The 26,261-nt window shown below is 61.6% G+C and carries 24 protein-coding genes and 1 riboswitch; of the genes, 17 read left to right on the forward strand and 7 right to left on the reverse strand.

What is annotated here, in order from left to right:
- Nucleotides 1-18: 18 nt before the first annotated feature.
- On the reverse strand, nt 19-1,356 hold the full coding sequence (locus KTC28_RS01660; RefSeq protein WP_216710184.1) for an FAD-dependent oxidoreductase: 1,338 nt from the start codon (nt 1,354-1,356) through the stop codon (nt 19-21).
- A gap of 198 nt (nt 1,357-1,554) precedes the next feature.
- On the opposite strand from KTC28_RS01660, the gene poxB reads away from it, so the two are divergent.
- The 3 genes from poxB (at nt 1,555) to KTC28_RS01675 (ending at nt 5,775) form a co-directional block, all read left to right on the forward strand.
- Complete coding sequence (gene poxB, locus KTC28_RS01665; RefSeq protein WP_216710185.1) at nt 1,555-3,303, forward strand: ubiquinone-dependent pyruvate dehydrogenase; 1,749 nt, start codon at nt 1,555-1,557, stop codon at nt 3,301-3,303.
- A gap of 660 nt (nt 3,304-3,963) precedes the next feature.
- Nucleotides 3,964-5,067, forward strand: coding sequence for a dipeptidase (locus KTC28_RS01670; protein ID WP_216710186.1), 1,104 nt, complete (start codon nt 3,964-3,966; stop codon nt 5,065-5,067).
- Between the two features lie 570 nt (nt 5,068-5,637).
- Nucleotides 5,638-5,775 carry a hypothetical protein gene (locus KTC28_RS01675; protein ID WP_216710187.1) on the forward strand — a complete coding sequence of 46 codons (138 nt, stop codon included), beginning with the start codon at nt 5,638-5,640 and terminating at the stop codon, nt 5,773-5,775.
- Between the two features lie 178 nt (nt 5,776-5,953).
- Here the strand turns inward: KTC28_RS01675 and KTC28_RS01680 are convergent, their stop codons facing one another.
- The 5 genes from KTC28_RS01680 to KTC28_RS01700 all read right to left on the reverse strand — a co-directional run bounded on the left by KTC28_RS01680 (nt 5,954) and on the right by KTC28_RS01700 (nt 12,121).
- Nucleotides 5,954-6,988: a hypothetical protein gene (locus KTC28_RS01680; protein ID WP_216710188.1), complete on the reverse strand. Its 1,035-nt coding sequence runs from the start codon at nt 6,986-6,988 to the stop codon at nt 5,954-5,956.
- 456 nt (nt 6,989-7,444) lie between these two features.
- On the reverse strand, nt 7,445-9,352 hold the full coding sequence (locus tag KTC28_RS01685; protein ID WP_216710189.1) for a TonB-dependent receptor plug domain-containing protein: 1,908 nt from the start codon (nt 9,350-9,352) through the stop codon (nt 7,445-7,447).
- Between the two features lie 150 nt (nt 9,353-9,502).
- Nucleotides 9,503-9,704, reverse strand: a riboswitch (cobalamin riboswitch).
- Between the two features lie 161 nt (nt 9,705-9,865).
- A complete protein-coding gene (locus KTC28_RS01690) occupies nt 9,866-10,069 on the reverse strand; it encodes a hypothetical protein (RefSeq protein ID WP_216710190.1) in 204 nt (67 codons plus the stop codon).
- 1,225 nt (nt 10,070-11,294) lie between these two features.
- Nucleotides 11,295-11,513: a hypothetical protein gene (locus KTC28_RS01695; protein ID WP_216710191.1), complete on the reverse strand. Its 219-nt coding sequence runs from the start codon at nt 11,511-11,513 to the stop codon at nt 11,295-11,297.
- A gap of 347 nt (nt 11,514-11,860) precedes the next feature.
- Entirely contained in the window at nt 11,861-12,121 is a 261-nt protein-coding gene (locus KTC28_RS01700) for a helix-turn-helix domain-containing protein (RefSeq protein ID WP_216710192.1), read from the reverse strand.
- Between the two features lie 266 nt (nt 12,122-12,387).
- On the opposite strand from KTC28_RS01700, the gene KTC28_RS01705 reads away from it, so the two are divergent.
- The 10 genes from KTC28_RS01705 (at nt 12,388) to KTC28_RS01750 (ending at nt 21,282) form a co-directional block, all read left to right on the forward strand.
- Complete coding sequence (locus KTC28_RS01705; RefSeq protein ID WP_216710193.1) at nt 12,388-13,017, forward strand: hypothetical protein; 630 nt, start codon at nt 12,388-12,390, stop codon at nt 13,015-13,017.
- Nucleotides 13,018-13,024: 7 nt separating this feature from the next.
- Entirely contained in the window at nt 13,025-13,441 is a 417-nt protein-coding gene (locus tag KTC28_RS01710) for a hypothetical protein (RefSeq protein WP_216710194.1), read from the forward strand.
- Nucleotides 13,442-14,151: 710 nt separating this feature from the next.
- Nucleotides 14,152-14,625, forward strand: a complete 474-nt coding sequence (locus KTC28_RS01715) for a MarR family winged helix-turn-helix transcriptional regulator (RefSeq protein ID WP_216710195.1) — start codon at nt 14,152-14,154, stop codon at nt 14,623-14,625.
- A gap of 170 nt (nt 14,626-14,795) precedes the next feature.
- Nucleotides 14,796-15,572 (forward strand): SDR family NAD(P)-dependent oxidoreductase, encoded by a 777-nt coding sequence (locus KTC28_RS01720; protein WP_223132270.1) that lies wholly within the window; start codon nt 14,796-14,798, stop codon nt 15,570-15,572.
- A 10-nt stretch (nt 15,573-15,582) separates the two neighbouring features.
- On the forward strand, nt 15,583-17,223 hold the full coding sequence (locus tag KTC28_RS01725) for a (2,3-dihydroxybenzoyl)adenylate synthase (RefSeq protein WP_216710197.1): 1,641 nt from the start codon (nt 15,583-15,585) through the stop codon (nt 17,221-17,223).
- The gene (locus tag KTC28_RS01730) at nt 17,220-17,978 is read left to right on the forward strand and encodes an enoyl-CoA hydratase-related protein (protein WP_216710198.1); all 759 of its coding nucleotides are present in this window, start codon (nt 17,220-17,222) and stop codon (nt 17,976-17,978) included. Before KTC28_RS01725 ends, KTC28_RS01730 begins: the two co-directional genes overlap by 4 nt.
- 79 nt (nt 17,979-18,057) lie before the next feature.
- A complete protein-coding gene (locus KTC28_RS01735; RefSeq protein ID WP_255602179.1) occupies nt 18,058-18,762 on the forward strand; it encodes an enoyl-CoA hydratase-related protein in 705 nt (234 codons plus the stop codon).
- 11 nt (nt 18,763-18,773) lie between these two features.
- Nucleotides 18,774-19,616, forward strand: coding sequence for an amidohydrolase family protein (locus tag KTC28_RS01740; RefSeq protein WP_216710200.1), 843 nt, complete (start codon nt 18,774-18,776; stop codon nt 19,614-19,616).
- A 9-nt stretch (nt 19,617-19,625) separates the two neighbouring features.
- Entirely contained in the window at nt 19,626-20,810 is a 1,185-nt protein-coding gene (locus KTC28_RS01745) for an acetyl-CoA C-acyltransferase (protein WP_216710201.1), read from the forward strand.
- A 31-nt stretch (nt 20,811-20,841) separates the two neighbouring features.
- Nucleotides 20,842-21,282 (forward strand): hotdog fold thioesterase, encoded by a 441-nt coding sequence (locus KTC28_RS01750; RefSeq protein ID WP_216710202.1) that lies wholly within the window; start codon nt 20,842-20,844, stop codon nt 21,280-21,282.
- Nucleotides 21,283-21,353: 71 nt separating this feature from the next.
- Here the strand turns inward: KTC28_RS01750 and KTC28_RS01755 are convergent, their stop codons facing one another.
- Nucleotides 21,354-22,025 (reverse strand): TetR/AcrR family transcriptional regulator, encoded by a 672-nt coding sequence (locus KTC28_RS01755; protein ID WP_216710203.1) that lies wholly within the window; start codon nt 22,023-22,025, stop codon nt 21,354-21,356.
- 97 nt (nt 22,026-22,122) lie between these two features.
- On the opposite strand from KTC28_RS01755, the gene KTC28_RS01760 reads away from it, so the two are divergent.
- The 4 genes from KTC28_RS01760 (at nt 22,123) to KTC28_RS01775 (ending at nt 25,788) form a co-directional block, all read left to right on the forward strand.
- Nucleotides 22,123-23,109, forward strand: coding sequence for a heme-binding protein (locus KTC28_RS01760; RefSeq protein ID WP_216710204.1), 987 nt, complete (start codon nt 22,123-22,125; stop codon nt 23,107-23,109).
- 17 nt (nt 23,110-23,126) lie between these two features.
- Nucleotides 23,127-24,353 (forward strand): Rieske 2Fe-2S domain-containing protein, encoded by a 1,227-nt coding sequence (locus KTC28_RS01765; protein ID WP_216710205.1) that lies wholly within the window; start codon nt 23,127-23,129, stop codon nt 24,351-24,353.
- A gap of 130 nt (nt 24,354-24,483) precedes the next feature.
- A complete protein-coding gene (locus KTC28_RS01770) occupies nt 24,484-25,362 on the forward strand; it encodes a PDR/VanB family oxidoreductase (protein ID WP_216710206.1) in 879 nt (292 codons plus the stop codon).
- 27 nt (nt 25,363-25,389) lie between these two features.
- A complete protein-coding gene (locus tag KTC28_RS01775) occupies nt 25,390-25,788 on the forward strand; it encodes a YciI family protein (protein WP_216710207.1) in 399 nt (132 codons plus the stop codon).
- The last annotated feature ends 473 nt before the right edge of the window (nt 25,789-26,261 follow it).

The following is a 26,261-nucleotide window of genomic DNA, read 5'->3' on the forward strand; positions in this document are numbered from 1 at the left end:
CGATGCCCAGGTGAGCCCCTAGGCGCTGACGAGCGGAACCGGATCCGGCAGATCATCGCCGTCAATCAGTGCGCCTTGCTCACGCAACGCGTTCTGAATGCGCGCGACGTCCCCGATTTGGCCGTGGCGGGCGAATTCAGCGGCCGCGACGCCGCTCGCCTGACCGGTGGCGAATGCAGTACCCATGACCCTGAGACTCGCACCAGCCATCCGGTCCCCGTCGGCGCACCGCCCAGCTGCGAACAGATTGGGAGTATCGGCGCTGGTAAGTGCGCCGAGCGGAATCTCGTAGACGCCGTTGCCGCCGGGGTAGCGGAACTCGCTCTCGCTCGTTTCCGCGCTATGCCACTCCATTCCCCAGGCGCCGAGCGCGATGGAGTCGGGGAAGCGCGCGCCGTCAAGCACATGCTGCTCGGTAAGTTGCTGAACGCAGTCGACGTGGCGGCTCTCGCGCGTGCCGAAGCTCGGACCGGTCACCGCTAGATAGGCGTTCTCGCATCCCCTCATCCCGCGCACCACTTCGAGGTATGCCCAGGCCTGCTCGCGCCCGAGCCGCTCGGCGGCGCTAATCGAGGCCGCGTCGCGAGCGTCGTATGCCTGGCTTACGAGATAGGTGATGACGTCACCCGACAGCGGCACCCGCGCGACCAGCGACGTGTCCTTCGACAAAGGCCCGACGCCGGCCCGCCGCGCTGCGCGAATCGCCGCGGTCCAATCCTCCGCGTCGAGGCTCGCCTCGGGGCCGATGCCACCGAACCGCGTCCCTAGGGTACCCAAGTTGATGAGGCCTTCGTTGCCGTACCGGGTCGACGCGCCTGCAAAAAAGGCGAGATCGCATTCGCCGCTAGCATCCACGAACGCCCCCCCCTCGATTTCGTGATCGCCGTTGTGATCGTGATAGGTCACCGTCTTCAGGACGCCGCCGTCCCTTTGAGCGCGGACAGTGGCGGCGTGGAGCAGCACGTCGACGCCTGCCTCCGCGCAGACCTGGTCGCAAGCAAACTTCACCGCTTCACAGTCGAGCAGCAGGAAGGTACCGCGGAACTTGACCGGTCCCTCGACGCCGCCGAGCCTACGCAGCTTCGCGACTACCTGGGCGGACACCCCTAATACCGCAGGCCGCGGTGGAGCGTGCATGGTGTAGAGCCCGCAATAGGTCTGCACGCTCTTTTGCGTCGCCGCCCCGCCGAGGTAGCCCGCGCTCTCGATCAGCAGCGTCCGCGCGCCTGCCTGCGCCGCTCCGACCGCCGCCCCGATTCCAGCCGCCCCGCCGCCGACCACGATAACGTCGTACCGCTGCCGGTCGGGCGCGGTACGCTTGCCCCCGAGATTCGACCTATTCTTTTTCGCCGACATGATACTTTGCCTCAAGGTTGATGATCAAACGCTATACAACCTCGAACAGTCTCGCTAGTGGTAAAGGGTGGGCAATCGCAAAAGAGGCTTGCTGTTCTCGGTGTCAGATCGTCAGGATGGCCGGTCGTCGTCCATAGTCTGTCGCCGCCTACCGACGGGCTTTCGTGCTGGACCCGGTTGATCAACGAAGGAACGCCCATGTCGCACACGGTAGCCGATCAGTTTGTCGAGACGCTCCACGCGGCGGGCGTTCGCCGGATCTATGGTCTCGTCGGCGACAGCCTGAACGGTATCACCGATGCGCTTCGCCGGCACGCCGACATCGAGTGGGTGCATGTCCGCCACGAGGAGGCCGCGGCCTTCGCAGCAGGCGCGGAAGCGGCTGTCACAGGCGAATTGGCTGTCTGCGCGGGCTCGTGCGGGCCAGGCAACACCCACCTCATCAACGGGCTGTTCGACTGTCATCGGACCCGGGTTCCGGTGCTGGCGATCGCTGCACAGATCCCCTCGGCCGAGATCGGGCGCAACTACTTTCAGGAAACCAAGCCCGACGAACTCTTCCGCGCGTGCAGCGATTATTGCGAGCTGATCAGTCAACCCGAGCAGCTGCCGGGCGTGCTGGAGACCGCCATCCGAAGCGCCATCGGCCGGCGCGGCGTGTCGGTGGTGGTGGTCCCCGGCGACGTCACGCTCCGTTCCTCTGTCGGGTCTGGATCAAAGCCTGCGGGCCTGCGGCTTGCTGCGCCGGTAGTGACGCCCGCCCCGGCCGAACTGGCGGCGCTCGCCGCGTTCTTGGACGCGGGGCGCAAGGTGACTTTGCTCTGCGGCCGTGGCTGCGCCGGTGCGCACGCGCCGCTGATGCGGTTGGCCGAGGCGCTCCAGTCCCCAATCGTCCATGCCTTTGGCGGCAAGGAGCATGTCGAATGGGATAATCCCTATGACGTCGGCATGACCGGGCTGATCGGTTTCAAGTCCGGCTACAAAGCGATGATGGACTGCGACACGCTTCTCATGCTCGGCACCGATCTGCCCTATCGCCAGTTCTTCCCCGAGCACTCCCGGATCGCGCAGGTGGACATCCGGCCCGAGAACATTGGGCGCCGCGCACCGCTCGAGCTTGGCGTGATCGGCGACGTCGGCGCCACGATCGAGGCGCTGCTGCCCTTGCTCGGCCGACGGGCCGAGCCCGCACATTTGCGCGCTAGCCTAGCGCATTACACCAAGTCGCGCGAGGGCCTCAACGACCTTGCCACCGGCAAGCCGGGTGAGGGTCCGATCCACCCGCAATACCTTACCAAGGTAATCAATGAGCGCGCGGCGGCCGATGCGATCTTCACCTTCGACGTCGGCGCCGTGTCGATCTGGGCGGCGCGGTACCTTGAAATGAACGGTCACCGCCGCTTGGTCGGGTCGCTCGCGCACGGCTCGATGGCGAACGCTCTGCCGCAGGCCATCGGCGCGCAGGCTTCGTCTCCCGACCGGCAGGTGGTCAGCATGTCGGGCGACGGCGGCCTCGCCATGCTCCTGGGCGAACTGCTCACGCTCGTCCAGTTAAAGCTGCCGGTGAAGGTGATCGTCTACAACAACGGGTCGCTTGGCTTCGTATCCTTGGAGATGAAGGGCGCGGGCTTCCTGGATTTCGGTACCGACCTCCAAAATCCGGACTTCGCCGCCGTGGCGCGCGCGATCGGTCTGCACGCGCAGCGCGTCGAGGATCCCGGTGAGCTGGAAGCGGCGGTGGCCGACATCTTCGCCCATCCCGGTCCCGCGCTGCTGGATGTCGTCATTGACGCTCAGGAGCTGTCCATGCCTCCGGTCGTCACCGCGTCGGAGGTGAAGGGGTTCAGCCTATGGAGCGCAACGGCGGTGCTCAACGGACGAGGCGATGAGGTCCTCGACCTCTTAACGGATGGGAACTTCTTCAAGAACCTCCTTGGTTCGGCTTGATCAAAGGCTGACCACCCGCCGCCATCGCGCTTCGACGATCGAAAGCAGAAGGATGATCAATCTGTGACCGATCCATTGATGCCGCTTGGCGCCACTTTGTCGGAACGCTGAGCCGACGGTCGTTCAGTTAACCGAAGGTATTGACGACCGCGTCGATGGCTCCCGCCGTTGCCCCGATTCCGGCAGATTACCTTGCCGACGTTTGAGGACGCGCTAATGTGACGGTAGGTCAGTTCGCACGGATAGGGACGGCGGGCAGCAGGTTTCAAACCCGGTTCACCAAGGAACTCTTAACGGCCCTCCTGCAAATCGGCACTGCGCGTGTTTCGCTCTGCGACATTGGATATCATCTGCTACATTTCAACCAACGGCTGACTTTTCGCGATCACTCCGACAGCCTGATCCCGATTAGCGCTGCAGATTATAGTGATCCGTTCGCTTCCGCAGCGAATCAAAACAATATTATGAGTAGCTTTGACGACGTTCGGGTAAATCGAGCGGACTTTTGGTCAGATACAATCGAAGATCTGCTAAATCGATGCACGATCGGCGAAACACTGGAGCTCAAGATCTTAGGTCAACGACAGTCTAACTTCGAGATTTGCCTAGAAACGTGAAACATTGAGCTGCGATTGCTATAATTTTTAGATGAGAACTTATATGATACTTGGTTTTAATAGACGTCATATACTGGCGGCATGCAGCGCGATCGTAGCCGCTCCATCAGCAGCGTGGGCCACCACGAAGTTAGACAGAGAGCGATATCGGAAGGCTACGGTCATTGATGGCAATTTGGCTCTTTCAATAATTAACGGCAATGCATTAGTGGACGCCGCAACAGCCGCCAGGGTACGAATATCCGGCCTAACCGCCATGAAGCAAACTCTCGGCGGTTCTAATGGTAGTTTCGCCGATGCCAATAGTGATATCAGTGACACGGAGATGTCGATCGCGAGAAATTCGCACCTCTTTTCACGAGTGCGAACTGTCGCCGACATTGGAGCAGCAAAACATAGCGGTCACGTCGCTGTCATCTTCTCCTTCGAATCCGCAGATATGCATGAGGGGCGTCCAGAGCGCGTCGATCATTTCCGGAGCTGCGGCGTGCTCGTGATGGGTCTGAGCTACAATCTGCAGTCTGCGTTCGGCAGCGGCGTAATGACCAAAGATGGTACAGGGCTGACTATAGCGGGCCGAGAGGCGATCACGCGGATGAACGCGGCCGGTATTACTCTTGATCTAAGTCACTCTGACGAGCTGACCAGTTCTGAGTCGTTGAGAGTCACCAACCGCCCGGCGCTTATCACCCATGCCGGATGTTACGCTGTTCACCCGCATCCGCGAAACAAGTCTGACAAGCTGTTGCGAGCTGTAGCCGCCTGCGGAGGAACGGTTGGGATCTATGATTTGTCGTACCTTGGCAATTACCCAGCGAATCCGACATTAGACATTTACATGCGACACTTGACCCATGCGCTTGCCGTCTGCGGCGAGGAGCATGTCGGCATCGGCAGCGACACAGATTTTCTCGGTATAGATACCTCGGCGGCAAACTTGGCTGATTGGAATAAGGGAGAAGCCAAGCGGAAGGCGGCGGGCATCATGGCGCCCGAGGAAGGGCCCCTGCCGTATGTCGAAGGTCTCAACGGACCATTTCGCTGGCAAGTGATAGCTTCCGAACTGACCAAGCGGGGGTATTCCTCCCGCATCGCAGATAAGGTGCTGGGCACAAACCTCGAGCGCGTATTTCGCGAGACTTGGTAGTCTTCTTGGTAGTCGCTCGCAGTTACAATGTCTTTTTCCCGTAATGGATAATAGCATTTCACACGCGACTAGGCTCCTAGCCTGCCGTGTACCAAAGTCAGGATGCCCGACGTAGTCAATGGTCACAGCTATCTCGGATGAGCGACTAAGCATGTTCGATCCTTCGACGGTCGGGTTGATGCGAGGCGTCCGCATCGAGCTTGAAAGCACTCGCTCAGCGCGATCGAACAGGACCAATGACCTCCCCCGGGACGGAATACGGCCTACCGTGATCGTCCCGATCGGTTTGTCGTCCTTGGTGGACAACCGGTTAACGTGTTACCCGACGGCCTGGCGACGTACACTGTAAACTCATCAGGCTGACTGCGATGCCAAACGGTTGCGTACCTACCGGGAAAGGAGCTACGCTCAAGTTTCGCGAATTATCGATGACGGAAACTGTTGCCCCCCGCCCGCGGGGTGTCGCTGCCGATGGCAAGGTCATCGTTCGCGACTCGGAGTCCCCTGCCGTCCGACGTAACGACGATGTCACCGCGCCAAAATCGACCTTGACGAGGCCACCATCGTGCGATGGTTGTCGTCGATGATGTCAACCTGAGACGGCTCCTGATCGGCGAGATAGAGCATCGCGCCGGAGCGCAGAAGCCGCACATGCCGGCCGAATTCGATGAAGGGAAATCGGGCGCCGTGATAGCGGACGATATTTAACGTGCGCCTGATGCAGGGGATTCGCCGATAGCTTGGGTAGCGGCGTTTCCGCCGGCCAAAAGCGGAACACTTCCCATCGGGGAGAAATCGTCCATAGTGACTACAGCCATCGAGAGTATTTCACGTGTATTCGGGCGTCGACAGCGGTAGATGTCACCTCGGAATGCCGTGGCTTGGATTAAAGGCGGAAATCGGGGCGGACGAGCGCGCCCGATAGATCGCCGTTTGCCGACCTTACGAGGAGAGCCGATGGTTTGGGCGCGGCTGGATCGGACGGGAAGAACATCGACAGTGCGTCTCCGCCTGATGCCCGCAGATCTATCTCATCGATCGCTAGCGGGTACGCAACCACGACTTCGCCGGCAGTAAGTTCAGTTAGGTCCACGAGGCCCCCGGCGGTGCGGGCCCGATCAACAATCAATGCCGATACGGTAGCGATCGTAAGCGCTGCGTAGGGCGGCGCTCTGGCGGCGTCGGGGATCAACGCGAGATCTGGCCGTGCCGCCCGGAGTGCAACAATGACGACGTCTATCGTATCGGTATGGTGAATCACGGGCGGCGGTCGCAGATTCATTTGTGCCAACGGACGGCCGGGGAAGCGCGATTGTCGGGTGAGAGGTACCCGGACAACCGCCATCACAGTCGAGTGGCGCCGAGTGAACTCACGGACTTGACCCGACCGCAATCCTATCAGATCGAGAACAATGGCGAACTTAGCACCGTGATTCTGACGGTCGTGGATCGGCTCGTGGTGCGCAATCCGGTTACGCAGTTCGTTCACTTCGGCTGCCATCTTCTGAACCTGCCTGCGGCCCTGCCCATGGGGCAGGTTCGGGAACGCAACGGCCAATACCGGGATCGTCCAAACATCGTCGTAGTCGTCGCGGAGCAGGTTAGACCAGAAGTCGAACGTCAACGCCGCGACGAGATCGTCGGAAACCGGCGGCGGCAGGGCTAGCCGCTGGGCGCGGCGGATCAGACGCTGCAGCGCCCGATCGTGCGACGCCCGCGAGTGCTCGTTGAGACCGAACGCCGGCGCGAGGATCCAGTCCGCCCCATATACCGTGGCCAACGCTTCGTTTATGGCAATTCGAATAGTGACTTCGCAGATCTGCAGCGGGAACAGGAATGCCTTGGCGAGGCGCGCGTTCCACAGATAAAGGCCTCCTCGACGATTACGCGACTCGACTTCGCGGCTAGGGATCGCAGGCATTCGCAATTGAACGATGCCTGTCGGAATTGTTCGGAAGAGTCACCACAAGACATCGTCGGTGCCCGCATGGACGTCCGGGAGTGAAGCGACCTCTGCATCGCTCAGCGCCGTCAGATGCTTACGGTAGTCGGGCCGGACGACGGGCACCGCGGCGGCGCGAGTACCGCAGCGAGCAACGGGAGCCCGGGTTCGCTTCTGGGAACGGCCACGACTTGCTCCGAATCGTCGACACCGAAAGTTCCGGCGGTCGGACGTTTCAGCGCGCGCGATGCCTCTCGAGACGCCAACCGCCGCCGATCGTAGGCGATCACCGCATTCTTCTACGACTACGGTGATTATTCCCGTCGGCGGGTCGATCCACGCGGATTACGGTTCGGAGAACATTCGCCGTGCGAGGTCGATCCGCCAACTGTGCCCACGGAACGGATCGATCGAGGCGAGCGCGGTGGTCATGGGCTAATAGCTCAAGCGAACGCCGCCATAGGCCGCGCGCCCGAACGTCCCGTAACCGTAGGTCGTCTCATACTTCTCGTCGAACAGGTTCTCGACGCGCGCGGTGACCGCGATCTGCTTCGTCAGCGGATACGCCGCGCGGAGGTCGGCGACGACATAACCCTGCAGCCGCCGGGTGTTCGACGCATTGTCGAAGCTGCGTCCGACGTGGGTGACCGTCGCGCCGGTGTCGAGCCCGAAGCTCCAGTGATAGTCGAGCAGGGCATTGACGGTCTGGCTCGGCCGCCGGAGCAACTGCTTGCCGAAGTTGACGTCGCCGGGCGAGCGGTTCTCGGCGTCGAGCGAGGTGTAGTTCGCCTGCAGCGTCAGCGCATCGATCGGGCGGACGAGCAGCGTCAGCTCGACGCCCTTGCTCACCGCCCGCGCGACATTGTCGTAGGTGCCGTTCGGGCGATTGACGCAGATCCCGGTCAGCGGCGTATTGCACGAGATGAAGTTGATCAGATCCTTGCTGGTGCGGCTGAAGTAGGTCGCGCTCGCCTCGATCCGTCCTTCAAGGCCGCGCTGGGTGACCCCGGCGTCCCAGCCGCGCGAGCGTTCGGGGCGGAGCAGCTGGTTCCCGTATTCGCTCTGTAGCTGGTAGAGCGACGGCACCTTGAACCCCTCGCTGTAGCTCGCGCGGAAGGTCGTGCCGCCATTGTTCGGGGTGTAGACGCCGCTGCCCGCGAGCGTCGTCGTCCCGCCGAAGCGGCTGTGGCTGTCGTAGCGCGCGCCACCGGTCGCGGTGAAGCCGGTGATGGGCGTGACGACGACCTGGCCGTAGCCGCTGGTCAACGTCTGCGTCCCGATCGTCACCGGTCCGCCGAAGCTCGACGTCGTGAAGTGCGAACGTTCGCGCTCGGCCCCGAAGGTCGCGTCGACGCCGGTGATGATGTTCGCGACGCCCTGGTATTCGAAGCGCTCGTTGCGCCCGTTGCCGGCGAAGGTCTCGGCGTTGGCGGTCGTCCCGTCATAATTGTGGCGGCGCGTGTCGGTAATCGCGAAGCCGAGCCGGTTGTGGAGCCGCCCGTCGAACAGCGCGGCGTTGATCCCGGTATAGCCGACGATCTCGCGCGTCGTGCCATAGTCGGTCGTATCGCCGAGGCCGTAGTTGGGGGGCACGAGGCCGTCGAACCCGGCGCGGCTGTCCGAATACCAGCCGCGCAGGTCGACCGACACGTTGTCGTTCAGCGCAAGGTTCAAGTTGGCGTTCGCGCCATAGTTGCGATAGCCGTCCTTCTCCGTGCCGCCCCGGCGCTCGTCGAACGCCGAGATGCCGTCGGTGCGGAAATAGCCGCCGCCGACGCTTACCGACAACGGACCGAATTTGTCCGAGACGTTGGCGACGCCCTGCCCGGTGTTGCGGTAGCCGTATTCACCGCGCGCATTGACGTGGAGGTCGTCGGTCGGCGGGACGGTGATCAAATTGACGACGCCGCCGATCGCCTGGCTGCCCCACAGCACCGAACTCGGGCCACGCAGGATTTCGACGCGGGCGATATTGCCGACGAGAAGGTTGCCGAAGTTGAAGCCGCCGCCGGGGGCGGACGGGTCGTTCAGCTTGATGCCGTCGATCAGCGCGACGGTCTGGTCGCTCTCGGCGCCGCGGATGAAAACCGAGGTCTGGGTGCCGATGCCGCCGTTGCGGGCGAAGCTGACGCCCGGCACGGTGCGGAGCAAGTCGACGACCGTGTTGTCCTGGCGGCGCGCGATCTCGGCGGCGTCGATGACGGTGATCGACTGGCCGACCCGCGACAGCGGCTCGGGGGTCCGGTCGGCGGTGACGACGATGGTATCGGGGGCGTCGTCGGCGCGCGCTGAGGCGGTGAGGACGAGGCCGGTGGTGGCGATTGAGATGTAAAGTAAGCGCATGGCGGTTCCCTTGGTCAACAACAAGGGGCCGCATGCACCGGTGGCGCATCAGCATTCGCGAAGACACGGGAATTCACCCGCGCGCACGACCCCGACGACGTCGACACGCGAGGGGTTCACCTCGATCGCCCGGAACACCCCGTCCGCGCGAAGGTACGACCGCGACAGGCAGGTCTCCTGGCTCCCGGGTCAGCACCTTCATCCCGCCTTCCCGGGGGGGTAAACCCCAGTGGCAATTGGGCGAAGGCTCGCCGGTTACAGTTGCGGGCACAGCCCCGGATTACAGACCGACTGTCTGCTTCCGGGTTCCCTTTTCATCCCATCTCTGGGAACCTGTCACGATCGACGCCTTATCGGCGTGCGGCGGCGGGGGCAAGCGAGATTGACCGAGACACGATCGACCTTGTTCATCGGCGGCGCGCGTTCGGGCAAGAGCCGGCTGGCCCTTTTAGGTCTTCATGGACGCCGAGATCGAAACGACATCCAGTCTGTCAGCGTGATTATCAACGCCCGTTACTGCAGGTGGTCTTGACCATCGAAGAGGCGTGCATGCGCCAGTATCAGATGGAGGTAGCGTTCCAAAGCCCGATGCCAAGCCGCGCGGTCGCCAGCCAGAAATGCGGTTTCGGCTTCGTCGAAGACGGCGTCGGCCTCGGCTCCGATGAGGTCCGAGGCCGACAGGACAAGTTCTTCGGTCCAGAAGCTAGGGGAGTCCATCAACCAGCTCCGTCACTACGGTCGGCGGCGGCGGTTCGGTGGCCGACATTCCACATTACTACGATCAGCTTGTCCGTTAGCAGCGGCGATCGTCGCGCACGCAACGCTTTGAGACACGATCCCGCCGTCGACGGTCATGACGGTGAAGGGCGGTATGAGGCGCGGGGCTTGGGAAATGCTCGGCCGCGGGCCCCCGCAACAAGTGAGCGGAGAATGGCCGCACGGGTCGTTCCCCATGTTACGACAGGCTTGCCCTCGGCCGCCATGACCGTCGCGAACAGCACAATCGAGAAGGCTGTCATGAGCTGTTACGAGACTGCGATGGAACGCAACGAATACGCGCAACACGAATGAGCAGATCCGTTCAACGAGTGGGGTCAGGCCAACCTCCTTATGCGTTCGCCCGATCTCGCGTCGATCGGGATGTGGGACGCTCGACGAAAGTCGAGCCTACCCGTACCAGTCGGGCAAGCGGTATCTTTATGCCGTGCTCGCAAAGTGCATCATCGCCCTCGATGCCGCGGAGAGCGACAAACGTGCCGCGTGCAAGGAGGACGCACGAAGGCGATCCCTCGCGCCGATCCTGAAGCCGGCATGCTTCGAATTCTGCCCCGGTCATGAAATCAACTTACCATCTACCGCTAGTACGACAAGGTGGGACAAGCGAAATGCGGTCTGCCCGACCCGCAAAAGACGCAATTCGAATTCGCGAGACCCCCTGATCCGCCATTGCGAAGCCCCCGCGTTCGCCGCTGCATGCCCGTCCATGCCATTTGCAACGGACGTCGCAATGGCGCGTGCAATTCCGTCGCCGCGTCTCCACTAATGAAGTCGCCCATTCGTTTTTGCGACGTACGTCGGTTTCACTCTGAAAGGACGATCATCTCGTACGAGACATTCCGAGGACCGCACGCCTGGAAACGTTTAGACTACTTCTTGCGGCACATTTAACACCCGATGAGATAGATCGTACGCGTGCCGAGCGACCGACATCTGATACCTGATCTATCAGCTATTCCGTAGCTCGCGCGATACGACCACGGCGTGAACGGGTACGCCGTATTGGGGCGACCACGCCGCAGCGGTTGCGTAGGCAAGGCTTTATGGTCAGACAGATCTCAGGATTGAAAAGTCCGGTGGCAGATTTCTCGTTGCTCTTGGTCGCCGCTTTGCAACTTGGACACGATAATTCGAGGTCATATCAATCGCACGGCCGTCGCCGGGATCATTCCTCGCGCCAGTGGTCTGGTTTTTTCTTGTCGTTCAAATGCCTGACGCGAGCGATCAGCGGTCGGTGGCCCTCGCTCTTGGCCCAGTCGATCGCCTCACGCTGCGTCCCTTTCGTGGCTAGGATGTGGTCGGCATGATCCTCGACAACGAAGTCGGTCACGGCGCTGCCCTCTTGACGACCCTTCGGACGGGCCTCGACGTAAACGTTGGCCATTCGCATTCTCCCGTTGTTCACAGATATGGCACATGCGCGGCGGCAATGGATACCTACTGAATACGATCGGATCCATAAATTCTGTGGCCTGCTTCATAGGTAGAGATGGACGATGAGTCATCCCGGCGAAAGGCTGCAGGCACGCGAACTCACGCGCATGAACGGAAGGGGCGCGGCGGATGGCCAGTGCGGGCGAACACAGTCACTTGCTGTTCGGGCGACCGACTTGCGTGGCTGCCGATCTTATACCGGGCCGAGCCTATGCCCCTGATTCGAACAGAGTCGGGTACCGGTTAGGCGCAGGCTTAATGCCGCGCCAGGATCACTCCTCGAATGCAAGCGGAATATCAGCCCGGCTTGCGCCCTTTTCGCAGATTCGGCGGCGGGTTCGACGTATCTGTCGGAGCATCCAGCATTTGCGATGGTTCGACCTTGAAAGCGGCAGCGAGGCGTCCGATCATATCCACGCTCGCGGCAACCGTGCCGCGTTCGAGTTCGCTAACGTAGGCGCGGTCAATTCCGGTGTCGGCAGCAAGCCGCTCCTGGGAAAGCCCGCGCTCCAGACGCAGCTTCCTGATGTTCCAGCCGAGGATCGAGCGTGCGTTCATGCGCGCAGCGACCGTCTGGACCACCATTAAACCACGGGCTATAGCCTACAATTGGTTTTGATCGCGTGGAGACGGTTGTGAAGATGGCATCTTGGGTCGGGCAAATCGTTGCCGTTCTATCTACCGCATCCGTGGCGGCTGGTTCATCTGCTCAGGTCAGAACGCGACCGACTTCGACTTCCGCCCAACCGTTTTCAAAGACATCATCCGACATTCTGGTCCTACAGGCGACATCCGACGGCGAGGCCAATGGGAGCGATTCGGACTTGGCCATCCGGCCGATAGTTAAATCCAACATCGCGACATTCGAGGTCGCAAGTTTCAAACTCGGCATGTCGGCGAGGGAGGTGGAGCGGATCGCACATTCCCGTCATTTGCGCACTGGAATGCTGCGGGAGCTTCAGCCATTTTCGGACACGCTCAATGGCGACCGGATGGACTCCTTCGACACGTCAGTAGCGAACATCGTGGCCGATCGCCTGCATAAGGTGCGGCGAATGCCGACTCGCGTGATCAAGCAAGTCATTCTCAAGGACGACGAAGGCGATCGCTGGGACGTGAGGTTTTTGGCGACGGAACGGGGGCCGGTCCTCACATCTATGGCGTACTCGACTTCCACGAACGGCAACGCTCCGCCTTCCTATCTAGCGGTACTGAAGGAGCGATACGGCCCGCCGACACGATCCAACTCGTCCGTTAGCCACATGACCGCGGATTGGTGCGCACGAGGCGACCCGACCTGCTTCTACAGCCCGCACCTTACCGTCGTCTCCGATGATACCAGGGTCGACTTCCTTCTCGAGGGCGGAATGCTCGAACAGAAGGCGCTGAGTGCGCGCATCGAAGCCAAAGGCGCGGACCTCGCGGCGGCTGGTGCCCGCAAACCTGTATTTTGACAGCGCCATGACCGAATATGAGGACAACGACGGATTCAACGGGGACGTCGGAGTCCCGCTTTCGATCGTCGGTGTGTTGTGTTGGGCAACGATTCCGTTCGTTATCGGGCGTCTCTTCGACTCAAACGTCTCGATCCCGGCCGGGACGGTCGCGAGGCCGGCGGTCATGATCCTTATGTTGGTTTGGGCAATGTACCGACCGTCGGAATCGCGTTTGAAAACGGCGCTGCTTCGAGCGATCGATTTGACTCTTTCCTTGGCTGTCGTCGGTTGCTGTGTACGTTTCATCATCGCGCTGCTCGCGGCGAACTTCGCGATCAAGGATCTGCATCCAGTCGCTTGGCTGGCATTGGCTGCCGGCGTGGGTCTGCTGATACCGAAGTATGCGATACGCCGATGGATTCAGTTCGCAGTTCGAGGGTGAGGCCGAGACGGATCTGGCGCGTGCTCCTCTTGTGCCGAATAATGGCGCGCGGCGTTCTCACAGCTTAATTTTAAGCCCCGTCTATGGTGGACTCACCTGCAATCGTCTTGGTCGACCGACGAATGATCAGAGCTGCGGCGTGGGTGCGCCATAGGGAACAGTCTAGATCGTGCGGTAGATCATACGCTGCACGGGACTGGTAGCCCGATTTGCCGCTATGCGCCTTTTGCCGACGTCGCCGTTCCGGGTGCCGACGAAGCTTGGCGGTCGCGAGCGAAAAGCGACGTGCCTTTCCCAAAGACCGGTATCAATCCCGGCAGGGGCGACTATCGGACTGTCAACCCCTGCACGATGATTCGACATCGACGGCTATAACGGGCCGGATCAATCGATTCGAAATCGCGTCGCCGCAGCTGACCTGGCGTTCCGGCGGGCAGCAGACGATCCGCGAAGTATCGGGACCACCATGGAGAGCATCGGATGATCGTCGCTTCTGGGAGGAAGACGATGATCCGACCGCCTCGGCCATACTCAACCTCCAAATGCGCCAAGGCCGTAGAAGCATCGCTCCACGAACCGATAGGGATCTTCGATCCATTCGCGCACGACGATCTTCTACGTTATCTTCGGCATTTAGTAGTGAACGCGTCTATCGACGCACGGCGCCAAGTGCATATTCCTCGTCTCCGTCTCGGCGTAATGAACAAAGAATGATGATTCGATCCGATAGCGACCGGAATGGATCCGCCCCGGTTTCGCTCCTTTCCCCCGAACAGGCGGTGGGGTTCGTGCTTTGGCGGGTGCTGCATCGGTATCAGCGGGAGGTCGACCGTGCGCTCATTTCGTTAGGCATCACCCATCTTCAGTTCGCTATTCTCGCGATGGGCACTTGGCTTGCGGCGGATGGGAGTAGGCTGACGCAGTCAGCACTCGCAGCCGCTAGCGGCATCCACCCGATGCAGTTATCGAGTGTGCTCAAAGCACTTGAGCACAAGCTTCTCGTGACGAGGCGAACCGCTCCGAGCAACTTGCGGAGTAAGATCGTGATGCTCTCGCCGCAGGGCATCACGACCGTTGCGGAAGCGCTCCCTCTCGTGATCGCGGTGCAGCGCAGGGTCTTCGGCAAATCCGAGGCGGCCTTGATGGACATTCTGCGATCGATCGAAACACCCGATGCGATATAATGCTCAATGTAACGGACGGCCTGTGGCGCGTGCCCGAACACGCACCCGTAGCTCGTTACCTGCCGACCGAGACGGTCTGCGCGAAGAGGCTGTTCGTCACGGCGGGGTCTTGTGCAATTTTCAAACTCGCGTATCGATCTCGCTCTAAATAGTTTACGATCGACTCGGAGATGGATGTGGCAGCGGAAAGAAAGACGGCTCTCGTCACCGGGGCCGCTACCGGCATTGGACGGGCGATCGTCGTCAGCCTCGCCGCCGGCGGGTATGATGTCGCGGTCAATTACAGCCGCAGCGAATCCGAAGCGCGCGAGACAGAGCGGTTGGCGCGGGAGTCTGGCGCCGTGCGCACCGGAGTGATCAAGGCGGACGTCAGCCAAGAGTCGGACGTTATTGCGATGGTCGACCAAGTGGACAGGCTTTTCGAGGGTAGACTTGACCTGCTGGTCAACAACGCCGGCGTCACCAGCGACGTACCGCCGAGTAAGTTTGATACAATGACCATCGAGGATTTCGACCGTGTTTTCGCCGTGAACGTTCGTGGCACCTTTTTGGTATGCAAGCATGCCTCCCGCCTGCTGAAGCCGATGCCGAGTGCCACGATCGTGAACACTGCGAGCATCGTCGGGCTGCGCCCTGGTCCGCAGCCCCTACCCTATTCGGCCAGCAAGGCCGCGATCATCTCGATGACGCGCACGCTCGCCGGTGCGCTTGGGCCCACGATCCGCGTAAACGCGGTTGCGCCTGGCTGGCTCGAAGGGGATTGGATGGAGCGGACGTTGGGCGAGAATTACGAGAAGCTTATGGCGCGGCGGGCCGGCCAAACCCCACTGAAGCGCAATGCTCGGGTCGAAGACGTGGGTGCGGCCGTTCTCACGCTGGCTACCCAGCTCCTCTTCACCAGCGGCCAGACCGTCGTCATCGACGGCGGGTACAGCTTCGTCAGCTGAGGAAAGCTTGATGGACGGTGTGATCCCCTTCCCCGACGAGTTCGCCGAACGCTATCGTGCCAAGGGCTACTGGCGCGACGAGCCGCTGCGAACCGTATTTCGAGACAGCTGCGGACGCTTCGCCGATCGGACGGCACTAATCGATGTCGACCGGACGGTGACGTTCCGCGAGCTCGATTTGCGTTCGACCAACCTGGCGCTCAACCTCCTTGATCTCGGCATCAAACCGCGCGACCGCCTGGTGGTGCAGATGCCGAACGCGATCGAGTTCGGCTATCTGCATCTGGCTTTGCAGAAGATCGGCGCGATACCGGTTTTGGCTTTGCCGCCACATCGCTTCCGAGAGATCAGCTTCTTCGTGGCGACGTCGGACGCGGTGGCAACGATAACACCGGATGCACACCGCGAATTCAGCTTTACCGAAATGGTGAAGCGCATCCGACATGGTGCGCCGTCACTGAAGTACGGCATCGTAATGGGCCGCGCCCCGGAGGGCTTCGTCTCGCTCGCCGATCTGATCGATCGGCCGGCAAAAAGGCCCGAGACCGACCTCGATCGCATCGTCATCGATCCAGTCGATCCTGCGCTGTTCCTGCTATCGGGTGGGACTACCGGCATCCCCAAGTTGATCCCGCGTACTCACAACGATTATGCCTACAACAGCAGGATGGCGTCCTCCGTATGCGGAATCGACCAAGGCAGCGTCCTGCTGGACGTGTTGCCGATTGGCCACAATCTGCCGCTCGCCTGTCCAGGTCTGCAAGGATTCCTCATGGCAGGAGCCGCCACCGTGCTGCATACCGCTGCTGGCCCCGAGGACGTCTTTCCGCTGATCGAGCGACACGAAGTGACCCACATCCATGCCGTTCCTGCGCTTCTCATCCGGTGGACGGAGAGCAAGCTTGCCGAGCAACACGATCTGACTTCGGTGCGGGTGATCCAGAGCGGAGGTCAGCGGCTCCAGCCGGAGGTCCGCCGCCGCACGGCGAGCGTCTTCCGGAACGTGATCGTCCAGGAGAACTTCGGCATGGCGGAGGGATTGCTGATGTTCGTACGGCTGGACGATCCCCCAGACGTCCGCATGGAGACGGTGGGCCGCAAGATCTGTACTGACGACGAGATACTGCTCCTCGACGAAGACGATCAGCCGGTACCATTCGGCGAAGTGGGCGAGCTCTGCTGCCGCGGTCCCTACACGCTTCGCGGCTACTACAAGGCACCCGAACACAACGCCCGTGCCTTCACGACGGACGGCTTCTACCGGTCGGGCGATCTGTTGCGGCAGCATCCGTCCGGCAACTACATGGTCGAAGGCCGCAAGAAGGATCTCATCAACCGCGGTGCGGAGAAGATCAGTGCAGAGGAGATCGAAGAATTAATCCTACGCCACCCGGCGGTCGAGAATGTGGCATGCGTACCTATGCCTGACCCGGTGCTAGGCGAGAAGAATTGCGCCTGCGTGGTGCTGCGGCAAGGTCAAACATTAGACCTTTCTCATCTCGTCGCCTTTCTCGATCCGTTCGAGCTCGCCAAGTATAAATATCCTGAGCGCATAGAGCGGTTCGAGAGCTTACCGCTCAGTAACTTTGGCAAGGTTTCCAAGAAGGATCTGGTTGCGATCGTCATCGAGCGTATGGGCCAGCCGGTATGAGCCTGGTGGAAAGCCGCCGTATCGGTTCTTCGATCGTGCTCACGCTCCAGGACCCTGGAAGGCGCAATATCCTCTCGCCCGAGCTGTGCCGCGAGCTGAGCAAGGCGGTGGCGGCAGCGAACGCCGATACGGAGGCCAGGGCGATCATAATAACCGGCGCCTCCCCCGCGTTCTGTGGAGGAGCCGATTTGGCCGATCTGCAGGCGGCAGCGGACGGCCATACGGAGGCGCTTCATGCAGTCTATCAGGCATTTATCAACGTTGCGGACAGCCCGCTGCCGACCGTCGCCGCTGTCAACGGTGCCGCGATCGGCGCGGGAATGAACTTGGCGCTAGCCTGCGACATACGTGTTGCGGACGAAGACGCGCTTTTCGACACACGCTTCCTGAAGATCGGATTGCATCCTGGCGGCGGCCATGGCTGGATGCTGCTGCGGGCGGTCGGTTGGGCCGAGGCGACAAGGCTTCTCTTGTTCGCCCGCTCGATCGGCGCCGACGAGGCGCATCGTATCGGCCTCGTCCAGCAGGTCGCGCCGGCGGGCGGCCTGCTTACCACAGCGCTGGAGCTGACAGGTCGCGCGGACGCCCTACCCCGGGATTTGATCTTGGAGACGAAGGCGTCGCTTAGGCTTGCGGTGGTTTCCGACCACGTCTCCACCTTCGTTCACGAGACCGAACGGCAGCTGCATTCGCTGCAACAGCCTGCGTTCGTCGATCTAGTCCGGCGTCTGCAGGCCCGTATCGAAACCCGCTGACATGTCTGAACCCATCCTCTGCGAAGTGGCCGATGGCGTCGGCACTCTTACCATAAATCGTCCGGAGCGTATGAACGCGATGGACAGCCATGCCCATCTAGCGCTTAGCCAGGCGCTCGACGCGTTGGCTGCTGACGAGGTCGTTCGAGTGGTCGTGCTTACCGGTGCGGGCGAGCGCGCGTTCTCCGCCGGGCGCGACCTCAAGGAACTAGCCGGTGGCGGCGAGGATGCGGATACCGTCGCCGCTCGCTGGCGCCAGATCACGCGACTTACCGATCGCTTCGACTATCCCAAGCCGCTTATCGCGCGCGTCCAGGGTCTGGCACTGGGCGGCGGGTTCGAGCTGGCGTTGGCCTGCGACATCATCGTCGCAGCCAGCGGTGCGAGTTTCGCGATGCCCGAACCGAAACGCGGGCTCATACCTTCGGCAGGCGGCGTTCACCGCCTGCCGCGACAGATGCCTCTCAAGATCGCAATGGGCTGCCTGCTGACCGGCCGTGGCATCGACGCGGGGCGTGCCTTCGATTTGGGATTGGTCAACGAAGTCGTGCCGGCCGATCGGCTCGACGCTGCAGTGGCCGAGTGGGCTGCGGAAATAATCGCCTGCGCGCCGCTTGCGATTCGTGCCATCCGCCAGGCCGCAGCGGGAGGACTGGGCATGCCGCTTCATACCGCGATGGCCGCCCGCTATGAGGCCGAGGACATCCGCCGATCAAGCCGCGACGCGATCGAGGGACCACTGGCCTTCGCCGAAAAGCGTCCGCCCCGCTGGACCGGCCAATAGGAAGACCCGAGATGCGCATCATCGACCTTCACTGCTATCCCAACACCAAACCCTGGATCGAGTGCCAGGGTCCGTACGTCGACGCGCTCGCACGATACTGGAAGCGGGAATGGACGTGGAAGGAGGAGGAGGCGGTCGCGGCCGAATTCAAGGAGAACGGCATCGAGGCGTGTTTGGTGGCGCTGGACCTCTCCACGACCATCGCCACGCCGCCATGCTCCAACGACTATGTCGCCGGCATGCGCGACCGCAACAGGAACGTGATAATCGGCGCATGGGGCGCGGTGGAACCGGCGATGGGCGAACTCGCCATCCGTGAGGCGCGCCACGCGGTGAGCGATCTTGGCATGATCGGTTTCCACTTTCACCCAATCATGCAGCATTTCAGCGTCGACGACAGGCGATACTATCCTTTATTCGAGGAGATAACCGCTCTGAAGGTGCCGGTCATGATCGACGTTGGTATGACGGGCATGGGTGCCGGAATGCCGGGTGGCATGGGCGCGAAGACACGCCATGCGCATCCGGCCGCGATCGACGAGTTGGCCGCGGACTTCCCGGATCTCACCATCATTATGGCGCATCCGGGTTATCCGTGGATCGACGAGACCACCGTGGTCGCATTGCACAAGGCGAACGTCTACTGGGAGATGTCGGGCTGGGGGCCGAGATACCTGCCGGCGCAGATCATCCGGGACATGCGCGGTCGCCTACAGGACAAGATGTTGTTCGGGAGCGACTATCCCAGCATTCCCTATCCCCGGCTACTCCGTGAATGGAACGAACTCGGCTTCAAGGACGAGTTCCTCGAGAAGTTCTTTCACGGCACGGCCGAGCGCGTGCTCGGGCTATAAGGGTCCGACATGCGCGAAGCCGTCATCGTCTCCACGGCACGCACCCCGATCGGGCGCGCCTACAGGGGCGCCTTTAACGACACCCATGGTGCCGAACTGGGTGGCCACGCCGTGCTCCACGCGTTGATCCGCGCCGGTCTCGACGGTTCCGAGGTGGAAGACGTCATTATGGGCTGCGGGCGACCCGAGGGGGCGACCGGCGCGAACATCGCCCGACAGATCGCGCTCGCCGCAGGGATGCCGGTGACCGTGCCGGGCCTGACGGTAAGCCGAATGTGCTCCTCCGGCCTGCAGGCAATCGCCATCGCGGCGCAGCGGGTGCTGTCGGGTGAGGGCGACTGCTTCGTGGCCGGTGGGCTTGAGTGCATCTCGCTCGTGCAGAACGCCCATACGAATACATGGCGGAACCGCTCGCCGTTGCTGCTGGAGCGCCAGCCGGACATCTACATGACGATGCTCGAAACCGCTCAGAACGTTGCTGACCGGTACGGCATAAGCCGGGACGCGCAAGACGCCTATGCGCTCGCGAGCCAGCAACGCACCGCGGCGGCGCAGGCCTCAGGTCGGTTCGACGAAGAGATAGTACCGTTCACCTCTAGAAAAGAGCTTCCGCAGACCGATTCTCCCGATGGTCGTCACGAGTTGGTCGCGTTGCTGAGGGACGAAAGCAATCGCCCCGACACCACCGCCGAGGGGCTCTCCGCGCTCAAGGTGGTTACCGGTCCCGGAGGCAGCATTACGGCGGGTAACGCCAGCCAGTTGTCCGACGGAGCTAGTGCCTGCGTGGTGATGGAGCTCGGCCTGGCAAAGGATCTCGGTCTCGACCCGCTCGGCAGCTTTCGCGGGTTCGCGGTCGCCGGATGCCAGCCGGACGAGATGGGAATAGGTCCCGTATTGGCTGTACCGCGGCTCCTCGCGCGGCATGGCCTGCGCGTCGCCGATGTCGATCTCTGGGAACTCAACGAGGCGTTCGCCTCGCAGACGATCTACTGCCGCGATAGGTTGGGCATCGATCCGGAACGTGTCAACGTCAACGGCGGCGCGATTGCGATCGGTCACCCTTATGGCATGTCGGGCGCGCGGATGACCGGGCATGCCCTAATCGAGGGCGCGAAACGTGGGGCGCGTTTTGCAGTTGTGACGATGTGCATAGGGGGCGGTATGGGCGCCGCCGGCCTGTTCGGCTTCGGCTGATCTCGTGATCGAGGTAAGAAGGCAAGCGGGGATGATCTGGTTCCGCACGATCGATTTGGCGGCGATCAATCAACTCAGCGACGGGACGATGGCCTCTCACCTGGGCATCGAGTTCACCGGCTGGGGAGAGGACTGGCTGGCCGCGAGCATGCCGATCGATTCGCGCACGCGGCAACCGTTCGGACTGCTGCACGGCGGTGCGAGCGTCGCACTGGCGGAGACGGTCAGCTCCGTTGCAGGAACGCTTTCGCTTGATCCTGCCCTTCACTACGTGGTCGGCATGGAGATCAACGCCAATCATTTGAGTTCGGGGCGGACGGGCATCGTGCATGCGGTGGCGACGCCGGAGCGGCTTGGCCGCAGCACGCAGGTCTGGACCATCCGCATAAAGGACGATGAGAACCGACCCGTGACTATCTCTCGGGCGACGCTTGCGGTCCAGCAAGTCAAGGCGACCGGCATGAAGTCATAAGCCGCGACCTGTTGCGCGCTACAACGCAAGCCGATCGGCCGTCGCTGCCCGGCAATCTCTAACGATCACCACTAACGTGTACGTTCGAAGGCGTTCACAGGAATCTCGATGAGATAGCGCAGACGATCGATTCCGCTCTGAACGTCGTCGAGGCCGGAACTCAACCACTCGTTCACGGAACCGATGTACAAGGCGAACAGCAATTCGGCGGCTTGCTCGATGTTGCAATCAGCCGAAACCCTCCGCGCCTGCTTCGCCTGGAAAAGCCAGGAGATCATCGAGGCGCGCAGCATAGATCTGCGTTTCAAGATGGTTGCCACATACGGATTGATCGTATTGCCGAGCTTGGGAAGGACGATGCGGCTGAGTTCCGGTTTACTGGCCCAGAATCGGAAGGTGGTTGAGAAATACGCCATCACTTGATCCAGCATGGACGCGTCCGGGTCTACCGTTGTGAAAAGTGGCTCCAGGCGTTCGAGATCCTCCACGAAGAGCATCGCAGCCAGTCCAGCCTTGTCCGTGGCGTAAGCCGAGACCGTGCCGAAACCGACATCGGCTAGCCTCGCGACCTCGCGCATGGGCGTCTCGTGGAAACCATGCGTCATGAAGAGCTCGCGAGCAGCCTTGGTGATGGCCGCGACCTTCTCGGCCTTGCGTCGCTCCCTAAGACCAATCTCCATCAGTTTTCCTTCGCGACCTTGCCGGTCCTGCGTGATCTTGCCGCCCGCAGCGATCCGAAACAACCCTTGCCCTACGGTCGATCGCGATCTAAAAAGAACCGGTATCGAGATGGCAAGCCTTATGCTTCACGTTGGCCGCTGCTGAAGGGAGATTGGCGTGATGAACTGGCTGAGCGACGCGGTACTGTCGGATGCGAGAGAGTCGCTAGGAAGGGCGATGGGCAAGGCAGCCGCTTTCAGACAGGCCGGAGCATTTATCGTAGTAGATACTTCTGGAACGCCGGTGTGTGCCGTCAGGATGGACGGTGCACCCGCCGGAGCACTACCGCTCGTACGTGCGAAGGCATTCGCCACGGCCGTCAATGGCGAGCCTAGTGCGCAGTTCGCCTCGAGGATGGCCAAATTCCATGCCGGGATCTTCTCCACCTACCAGCGTGTCCTGCGTGATAACCCGTTCCCAGGAGCCGGGGGCGTACCGCTCCGCAGAAATGGTGTGGTGACCGGGGCGATCGCCACCGGGCTTGGGATTGGGCCGTTCAACAAATTGCCGTCGGTAGACCCCACGTCGTTTCTGATCGATGGTGTGCCGGGCAACTTGGAAGACATCGTCATCAGCTATGCAGTCGGCGGAAGCTACAGTCCGCAACACGGCGACGACTTGACGCGATGGATCGAATCTTACGGCGAAGCGCCAATCGCAGGAAGCCGGGGAAGCGGACTGGACGAGGTGCCACCGGCGGGTTCGCAACCGGTCCTTGATAAAGCGACGAGGCTGTCCGACATCGTTCTTGAACACGCGCATGCGCAAGGCCTGCCGATCGCCGTCGCGGTCGTGGACCGCTTCGGAGATCCGATCCGGATCGATCGAATGTCCGGGTGCCCACCTATGGCTGTCGACGTCGCCGTGCAGACCGCCGCCGCAGCCGTGAACTTCCAGATGCCGTCGGATGAGATCGTCGAGACGTTCCCGCAGGAAGGCCAGCTCGCCCGTCTTCTGTCGACGGTGCCTTTCCGGCTCCTTGCGATGCCCGGAGCGGCACCCCTACGAGAGGCGGGCTCTATCACGGCCGCGGTCGGCGTCGCAGGCTGCAGCCCTCAAATCGGGCAACGTCTCGCGAACGAAGCAATTTCTGCTCTCAAGGAGTGAGCCAAGTGGCAACTGCAATGAACATGGTTAAAGGTCGTTCGGATCTCCCTCAGGCACCTTTGGCCGATGAAGGAGTCGTGGATTTTGTCCGGACGGGGCCGGGAACGTTGGCAGGCAGATACCTGCGCCAGTTCTGGCAGCCGGTAGTCGAGGCGCGTAAGGTTGAAAGCGGCAGGTCGATCCCGCTTTTGATTATGAGCCAGAAGCTCGCGGTATATCGCAGTCAGGAAGGCAAGGTTCACTGTGTCGACAACCGGTGCGCCCATCGAGGCGTCATGCTGAGCACCGGATGGGTTGAGGGCGACTCTATCCGGTGCCCGTACCATGGCTGGGCTTATGGTCCGAACGGACAATGCGTCGACCAGCCCCTGGAGGCCGAGGGCTACAAGAAGAACATTAAGATCGGCGGCTATCCGACCGAGGAGTATCTCGGCATGGTCTTCGTATTCCTCGGCGAAGGCGAGCCGCCCGAGTTTCCAAGGTATCCCGAATGGGAGCGTGCGAAGATGGTGTCGCCACAGATCGACACGCGACCCTGCAACTGGTTCCAGAATCTCGAGAACTTCGTCGACGAGGGCCATGTGTGGTTCACGCATCAGGGTTCAGCCCTGAAGAACCTGCAGCTCGATGCCGTTCCGAAGATCACCAACGAGGTGACCTCTTGGGGCTTCCGCAACGTGGCGATCACGCCCGACGGTCGTCGCCGCCAGGTACTCTTCGGAATGCCCAACGTCGGCATGTTCGCCGTGCATCCTGACAACATCCGGAAGCAGGGCGAAGCGGAGAGCGAGCATCATGCGCCCTGGCAAATGTTCTTGGACTGGCGGGTCCCGGTGGACGACAACATCCATCTTCAGGTCCATTGCATAGCTGTCTACATGGATGGTGAGCCGACCGAAGCGATGCGCGCGCGCTGGCGCGACTTCGCGGCGGCAGAGGCCGAGGCGCACGAGGTCGCGCAGCGGGTGATGACTGGTGAGCTTCATTATGATCAGATCGCGGCAATGTGCCACCATGTGCCTCTGGCCCAGGATGAAGTCGTTCAGGTCGGACAGGGCGTGATTGCGGATCGTCGCAAGGGTATCGAGCATCTTGGCGCTTCGGACGTGGGCATCGTCGCCGTTCGCCGTATCTACACTCAGGAGCTCACCGCCTTCGCGGAAGGTCGGCCGCTGACAAACTGGATCAGACCCGAAGGGCTGCTACCGGTGAGTGGCAGTGGCGGGGAAGAAGGCTGGGAGTAGAATGTCAGAGAGCATATCGCGGCTGGGTGCCGTGGCCGAAACTGACCGACCGACGGATAGTTGGCGGCGAGTGCGAGTTCGCACTCGTACGGCCATAGCGAAAGACATCATCGCTATTGAACTCGAGGCAATGGGCGACAATCCGCTGCCGGACTTCGACGCTGGCGCGCACGTCGACCTGCGGATCGGCGGCGGGCCCATCAGGCAATATTCCCTCTGCAATGATCCCGGCATAAAGGGCCGGTATCGCCTCGGAATACTTCTGGATCCGAATTCCAGAGGCGGATCGATAGCGGCCCATGCCGAGCTGATCGAAGGGGCCGTTGTCGAAATCGGCATGCCTAGGAACCACTTCCCGCTCGTCTCGGCGGCAAAAGGGTCGCTGCTCTTCGGCGGCGGCATCGGCATCACTCCGCTGTTGGCGATGGCCTATACCTTAGCCGAGCGCGGAGCGGCCTTCGATCTGCATTACTCCGTCCGAGAGCGTTCACGTGCCGCGTTCTTTCAGGAGTTGACCGAAGGAGCGTTCTCCGATCACGTCCACTTCCATTTCAACGACGGTCCGGCTGGGCAGCTGTTGGACATGTCGATCGCGCTCGGGGCTGAACCCGACGGGCGACACGTCTACGTATGCGGTCCCGCCGGATTTATTGACTTCATCACGAACGAGGCTCGTATGCGAGGCTGGCCGGCTTCGCAGATCCATTCGGAACGTTTCGACGCGGATGTCGACAAGAGTGGCGGCAGCTTCGAGTTCGTGGCTTCGAGCAGCCAGCGCAGCTTCATAATTCCTAGCGACAAGACGATTGCCGAAGTCCTGCTTGCAGCGGGTGTCGATGTGCCGGTCTCCTGCGAGCAGGGCATTTGCGGCACTTGCCTCTGTGATGTTCTCGAGGGTGTTCCGGATCATCGCGATCTGGTGCAGTCCGACGAAGAAAAGAGCACGAACGCGCAGATAGCACTCTGCTGCTCGCGATCGCTTAGCCCTAAGATCGTCGTACGGATCTAAGGCCCCGTTTTCATTCAGGAGCGAAAGATGCCGAATTCGTCCGTGCCCGCGAAAGACATAATCGAAGAGTGCCAGACCCGCGGCTATCTCGCTAAACAGCTCTTCATCATCTCGACACGCCCGGCGAACGGGATCGCCTCGGTCATGGAGCACCTTGCCGTGCACCTTGCTTATCAGGAAGAGCTGGAGAAGAACGGTACCATGTTCGCTGCGGGCCCGAACTGGACGGACGACATGCAGGATTGGGAAGGCGACGGCACTGTTGTCTATCGTGCAGATTCCATCGAACAAGCCAAAGAGATCGCCGCACGCGATCCGATGCACGTGAGCGGCGCGCGGATCTTTACGGTGCGTCCGTGGTTCGTCAACGAAGGCACTATCACGGTGGAGATCGGGTTCGCTACGGGTCGCTTCAAACTGCGGTAGCTCGCACCACGTGGATCGCACTCCGTCGTGTAGGCGCGTTGGTATCATGGGAGTAGGAGAGGTGTTCGAGTGCGTAGCGCGGTTGATCGAAGCAGTGCCGTCGTCGCTTCGCGACGGTGCATCGCCTCGCGTCACTTGCGATCTGCAAGCCACCGTCGGCGGCGCGGCCCCTTGCGATCCGCTTCTGTGCAGGCGCATCGACGGACAACATCGCTGCTCAACCGTTGAAGATCGAGAGATTCGTGAATGGGGCGCTTATCACGTCGGATGGTGGCTAGTGCAGGTTGCCGGAGACGACCGCGATGAGATCGACGGCAGCGCTGAGCGGTGGCCGTCCACTTCGTGCTACATCGTCGCCCATCTGCCCGAACCAAGACGAACCAATGCTGTATCTGAGGATCTGCTTCGACAAGCACGACGGCAACGGAATGCGCGCGCGGCATTCAGATCGCCACCGCCGATACGTAGGGCTC

The organism is Polymorphobacter megasporae, from assembly GCF_018982885.2.
In the GTDB taxonomy this organism is placed as follows: domain Bacteria; phylum Pseudomonadota; class Alphaproteobacteria; order Sphingomonadales; family Sphingomonadaceae; genus Polymorphobacter_B; species Polymorphobacter_B megasporae.

Coding starts and splice junctions, on each gene's coding strand:
- KTC28_RS01660 (WP_216710184.1), bottom strand. CDS start 1,356: ATGTCGGCGAAAAAGAATAGGTCGAATCTCGGGGGCAAGCGTACCGCG.
- KTC28_RS01690 (WP_216710190.1), bottom strand. CDS start 10,069: ATGGACTCCCCTAGCTTCTGGACCGAAGAACTTGTCCTGTCGGCCTCG.
- KTC28_RS01715 (WP_216710195.1), top strand. CDS start 14,152: ATGATGATTCGATCCGATAGCGACCGGAATGGATCCGCCCCGGTTTCG.
- KTC28_RS01740 (WP_216710200.1), top strand. CDS start 18,774: ATGCGCATCATCGACCTTCACTGCTATCCCAACACCAAACCCTGGATC.
- KTC28_RS01700 (WP_216710192.1), bottom strand. CDS start 12,121: ATGAACGCACGCTCGATCCTCGGCTGGAACATCAGGAAGCTGCGTCTG.
- KTC28_RS01730 (WP_216710198.1), top strand. CDS start 17,220: ATGAGCCTGGTGGAAAGCCGCCGTATCGGTTCTTCGATCGTGCTCACG.
- KTC28_RS01685 (WP_216710189.1), bottom strand. CDS start 9,352: ATGCGCTTACTTTACATCTCAATCGCCACCACCGGCCTCGTCCTCACC.
- KTC28_RS01775 (WP_216710207.1), top strand. CDS start 25,390: ATGCCGAATTCGTCCGTGCCCGCGAAAGACATAATCGAAGAGTGCCAG.
- KTC28_RS01710 (WP_216710194.1), top strand. CDS start 13,025: ATGACCGAATATGAGGACAACGACGGATTCAACGGGGACGTCGGAGTC.
- KTC28_RS01725 (WP_216710197.1), top strand. CDS start 15,583: ATGGACGGTGTGATCCCCTTCCCCGACGAGTTCGCCGAACGCTATCGT.
- KTC28_RS01670 (WP_216710186.1), top strand. CDS start 3,964: ATGATACTTGGTTTTAATAGACGTCATATACTGGCGGCATGCAGCGCG.
- KTC28_RS01750 (WP_216710202.1), top strand. CDS start 20,842: ATGATCTGGTTCCGCACGATCGATTTGGCGGCGATCAATCAACTCAGC.
- KTC28_RS01680 (WP_216710188.1), bottom strand. CDS start 6,988: ATGCCTGCGATCCCTAGCCGCGAAGTCGAGTCGCGTAATCGTCGAGGA.
- KTC28_RS01745 (WP_216710201.1), top strand. CDS start 19,626: ATGCGCGAAGCCGTCATCGTCTCCACGGCACGCACCCCGATCGGGCGC.
- KTC28_RS01735 (WP_255602179.1), top strand. CDS start 18,058: ATGGACAGCCATGCCCATCTAGCGCTTAGCCAGGCGCTCGACGCGTTG.
- KTC28_RS01765 (WP_216710205.1), top strand. CDS start 23,127: ATGAACATGGTTAAAGGTCGTTCGGATCTCCCTCAGGCACCTTTGGCC.
- KTC28_RS01675 (WP_216710187.1), top strand. CDS start 5,638: ATGGTTGTCGTCGATGATGTCAACCTGAGACGGCTCCTGATCGGCGAG.
- KTC28_RS01695 (WP_216710191.1), bottom strand. CDS start 11,513: ATGGCCAACGTTTACGTCGAGGCCCGTCCGAAGGGTCGTCAAGAGGGC.
- KTC28_RS01720 (WP_223132270.1), top strand. CDS start 14,796: ATGGATGTGGCAGCGGAAAGAAAGACGGCTCTCGTCACCGGGGCCGCT.
- KTC28_RS01760 (WP_216710204.1), top strand. CDS start 22,123: ATGAACTGGCTGAGCGACGCGGTACTGTCGGATGCGAGAGAGTCGCTA.
- KTC28_RS01770 (WP_216710206.1), top strand. CDS start 24,484: ATGGGCGACAATCCGCTGCCGGACTTCGACGCTGGCGCGCACGTCGAC.
- poxB (WP_216710185.1), top strand. CDS start 1,555: ATGTCGCACACGGTAGCCGATCAGTTTGTCGAGACGCTCCACGCGGCG.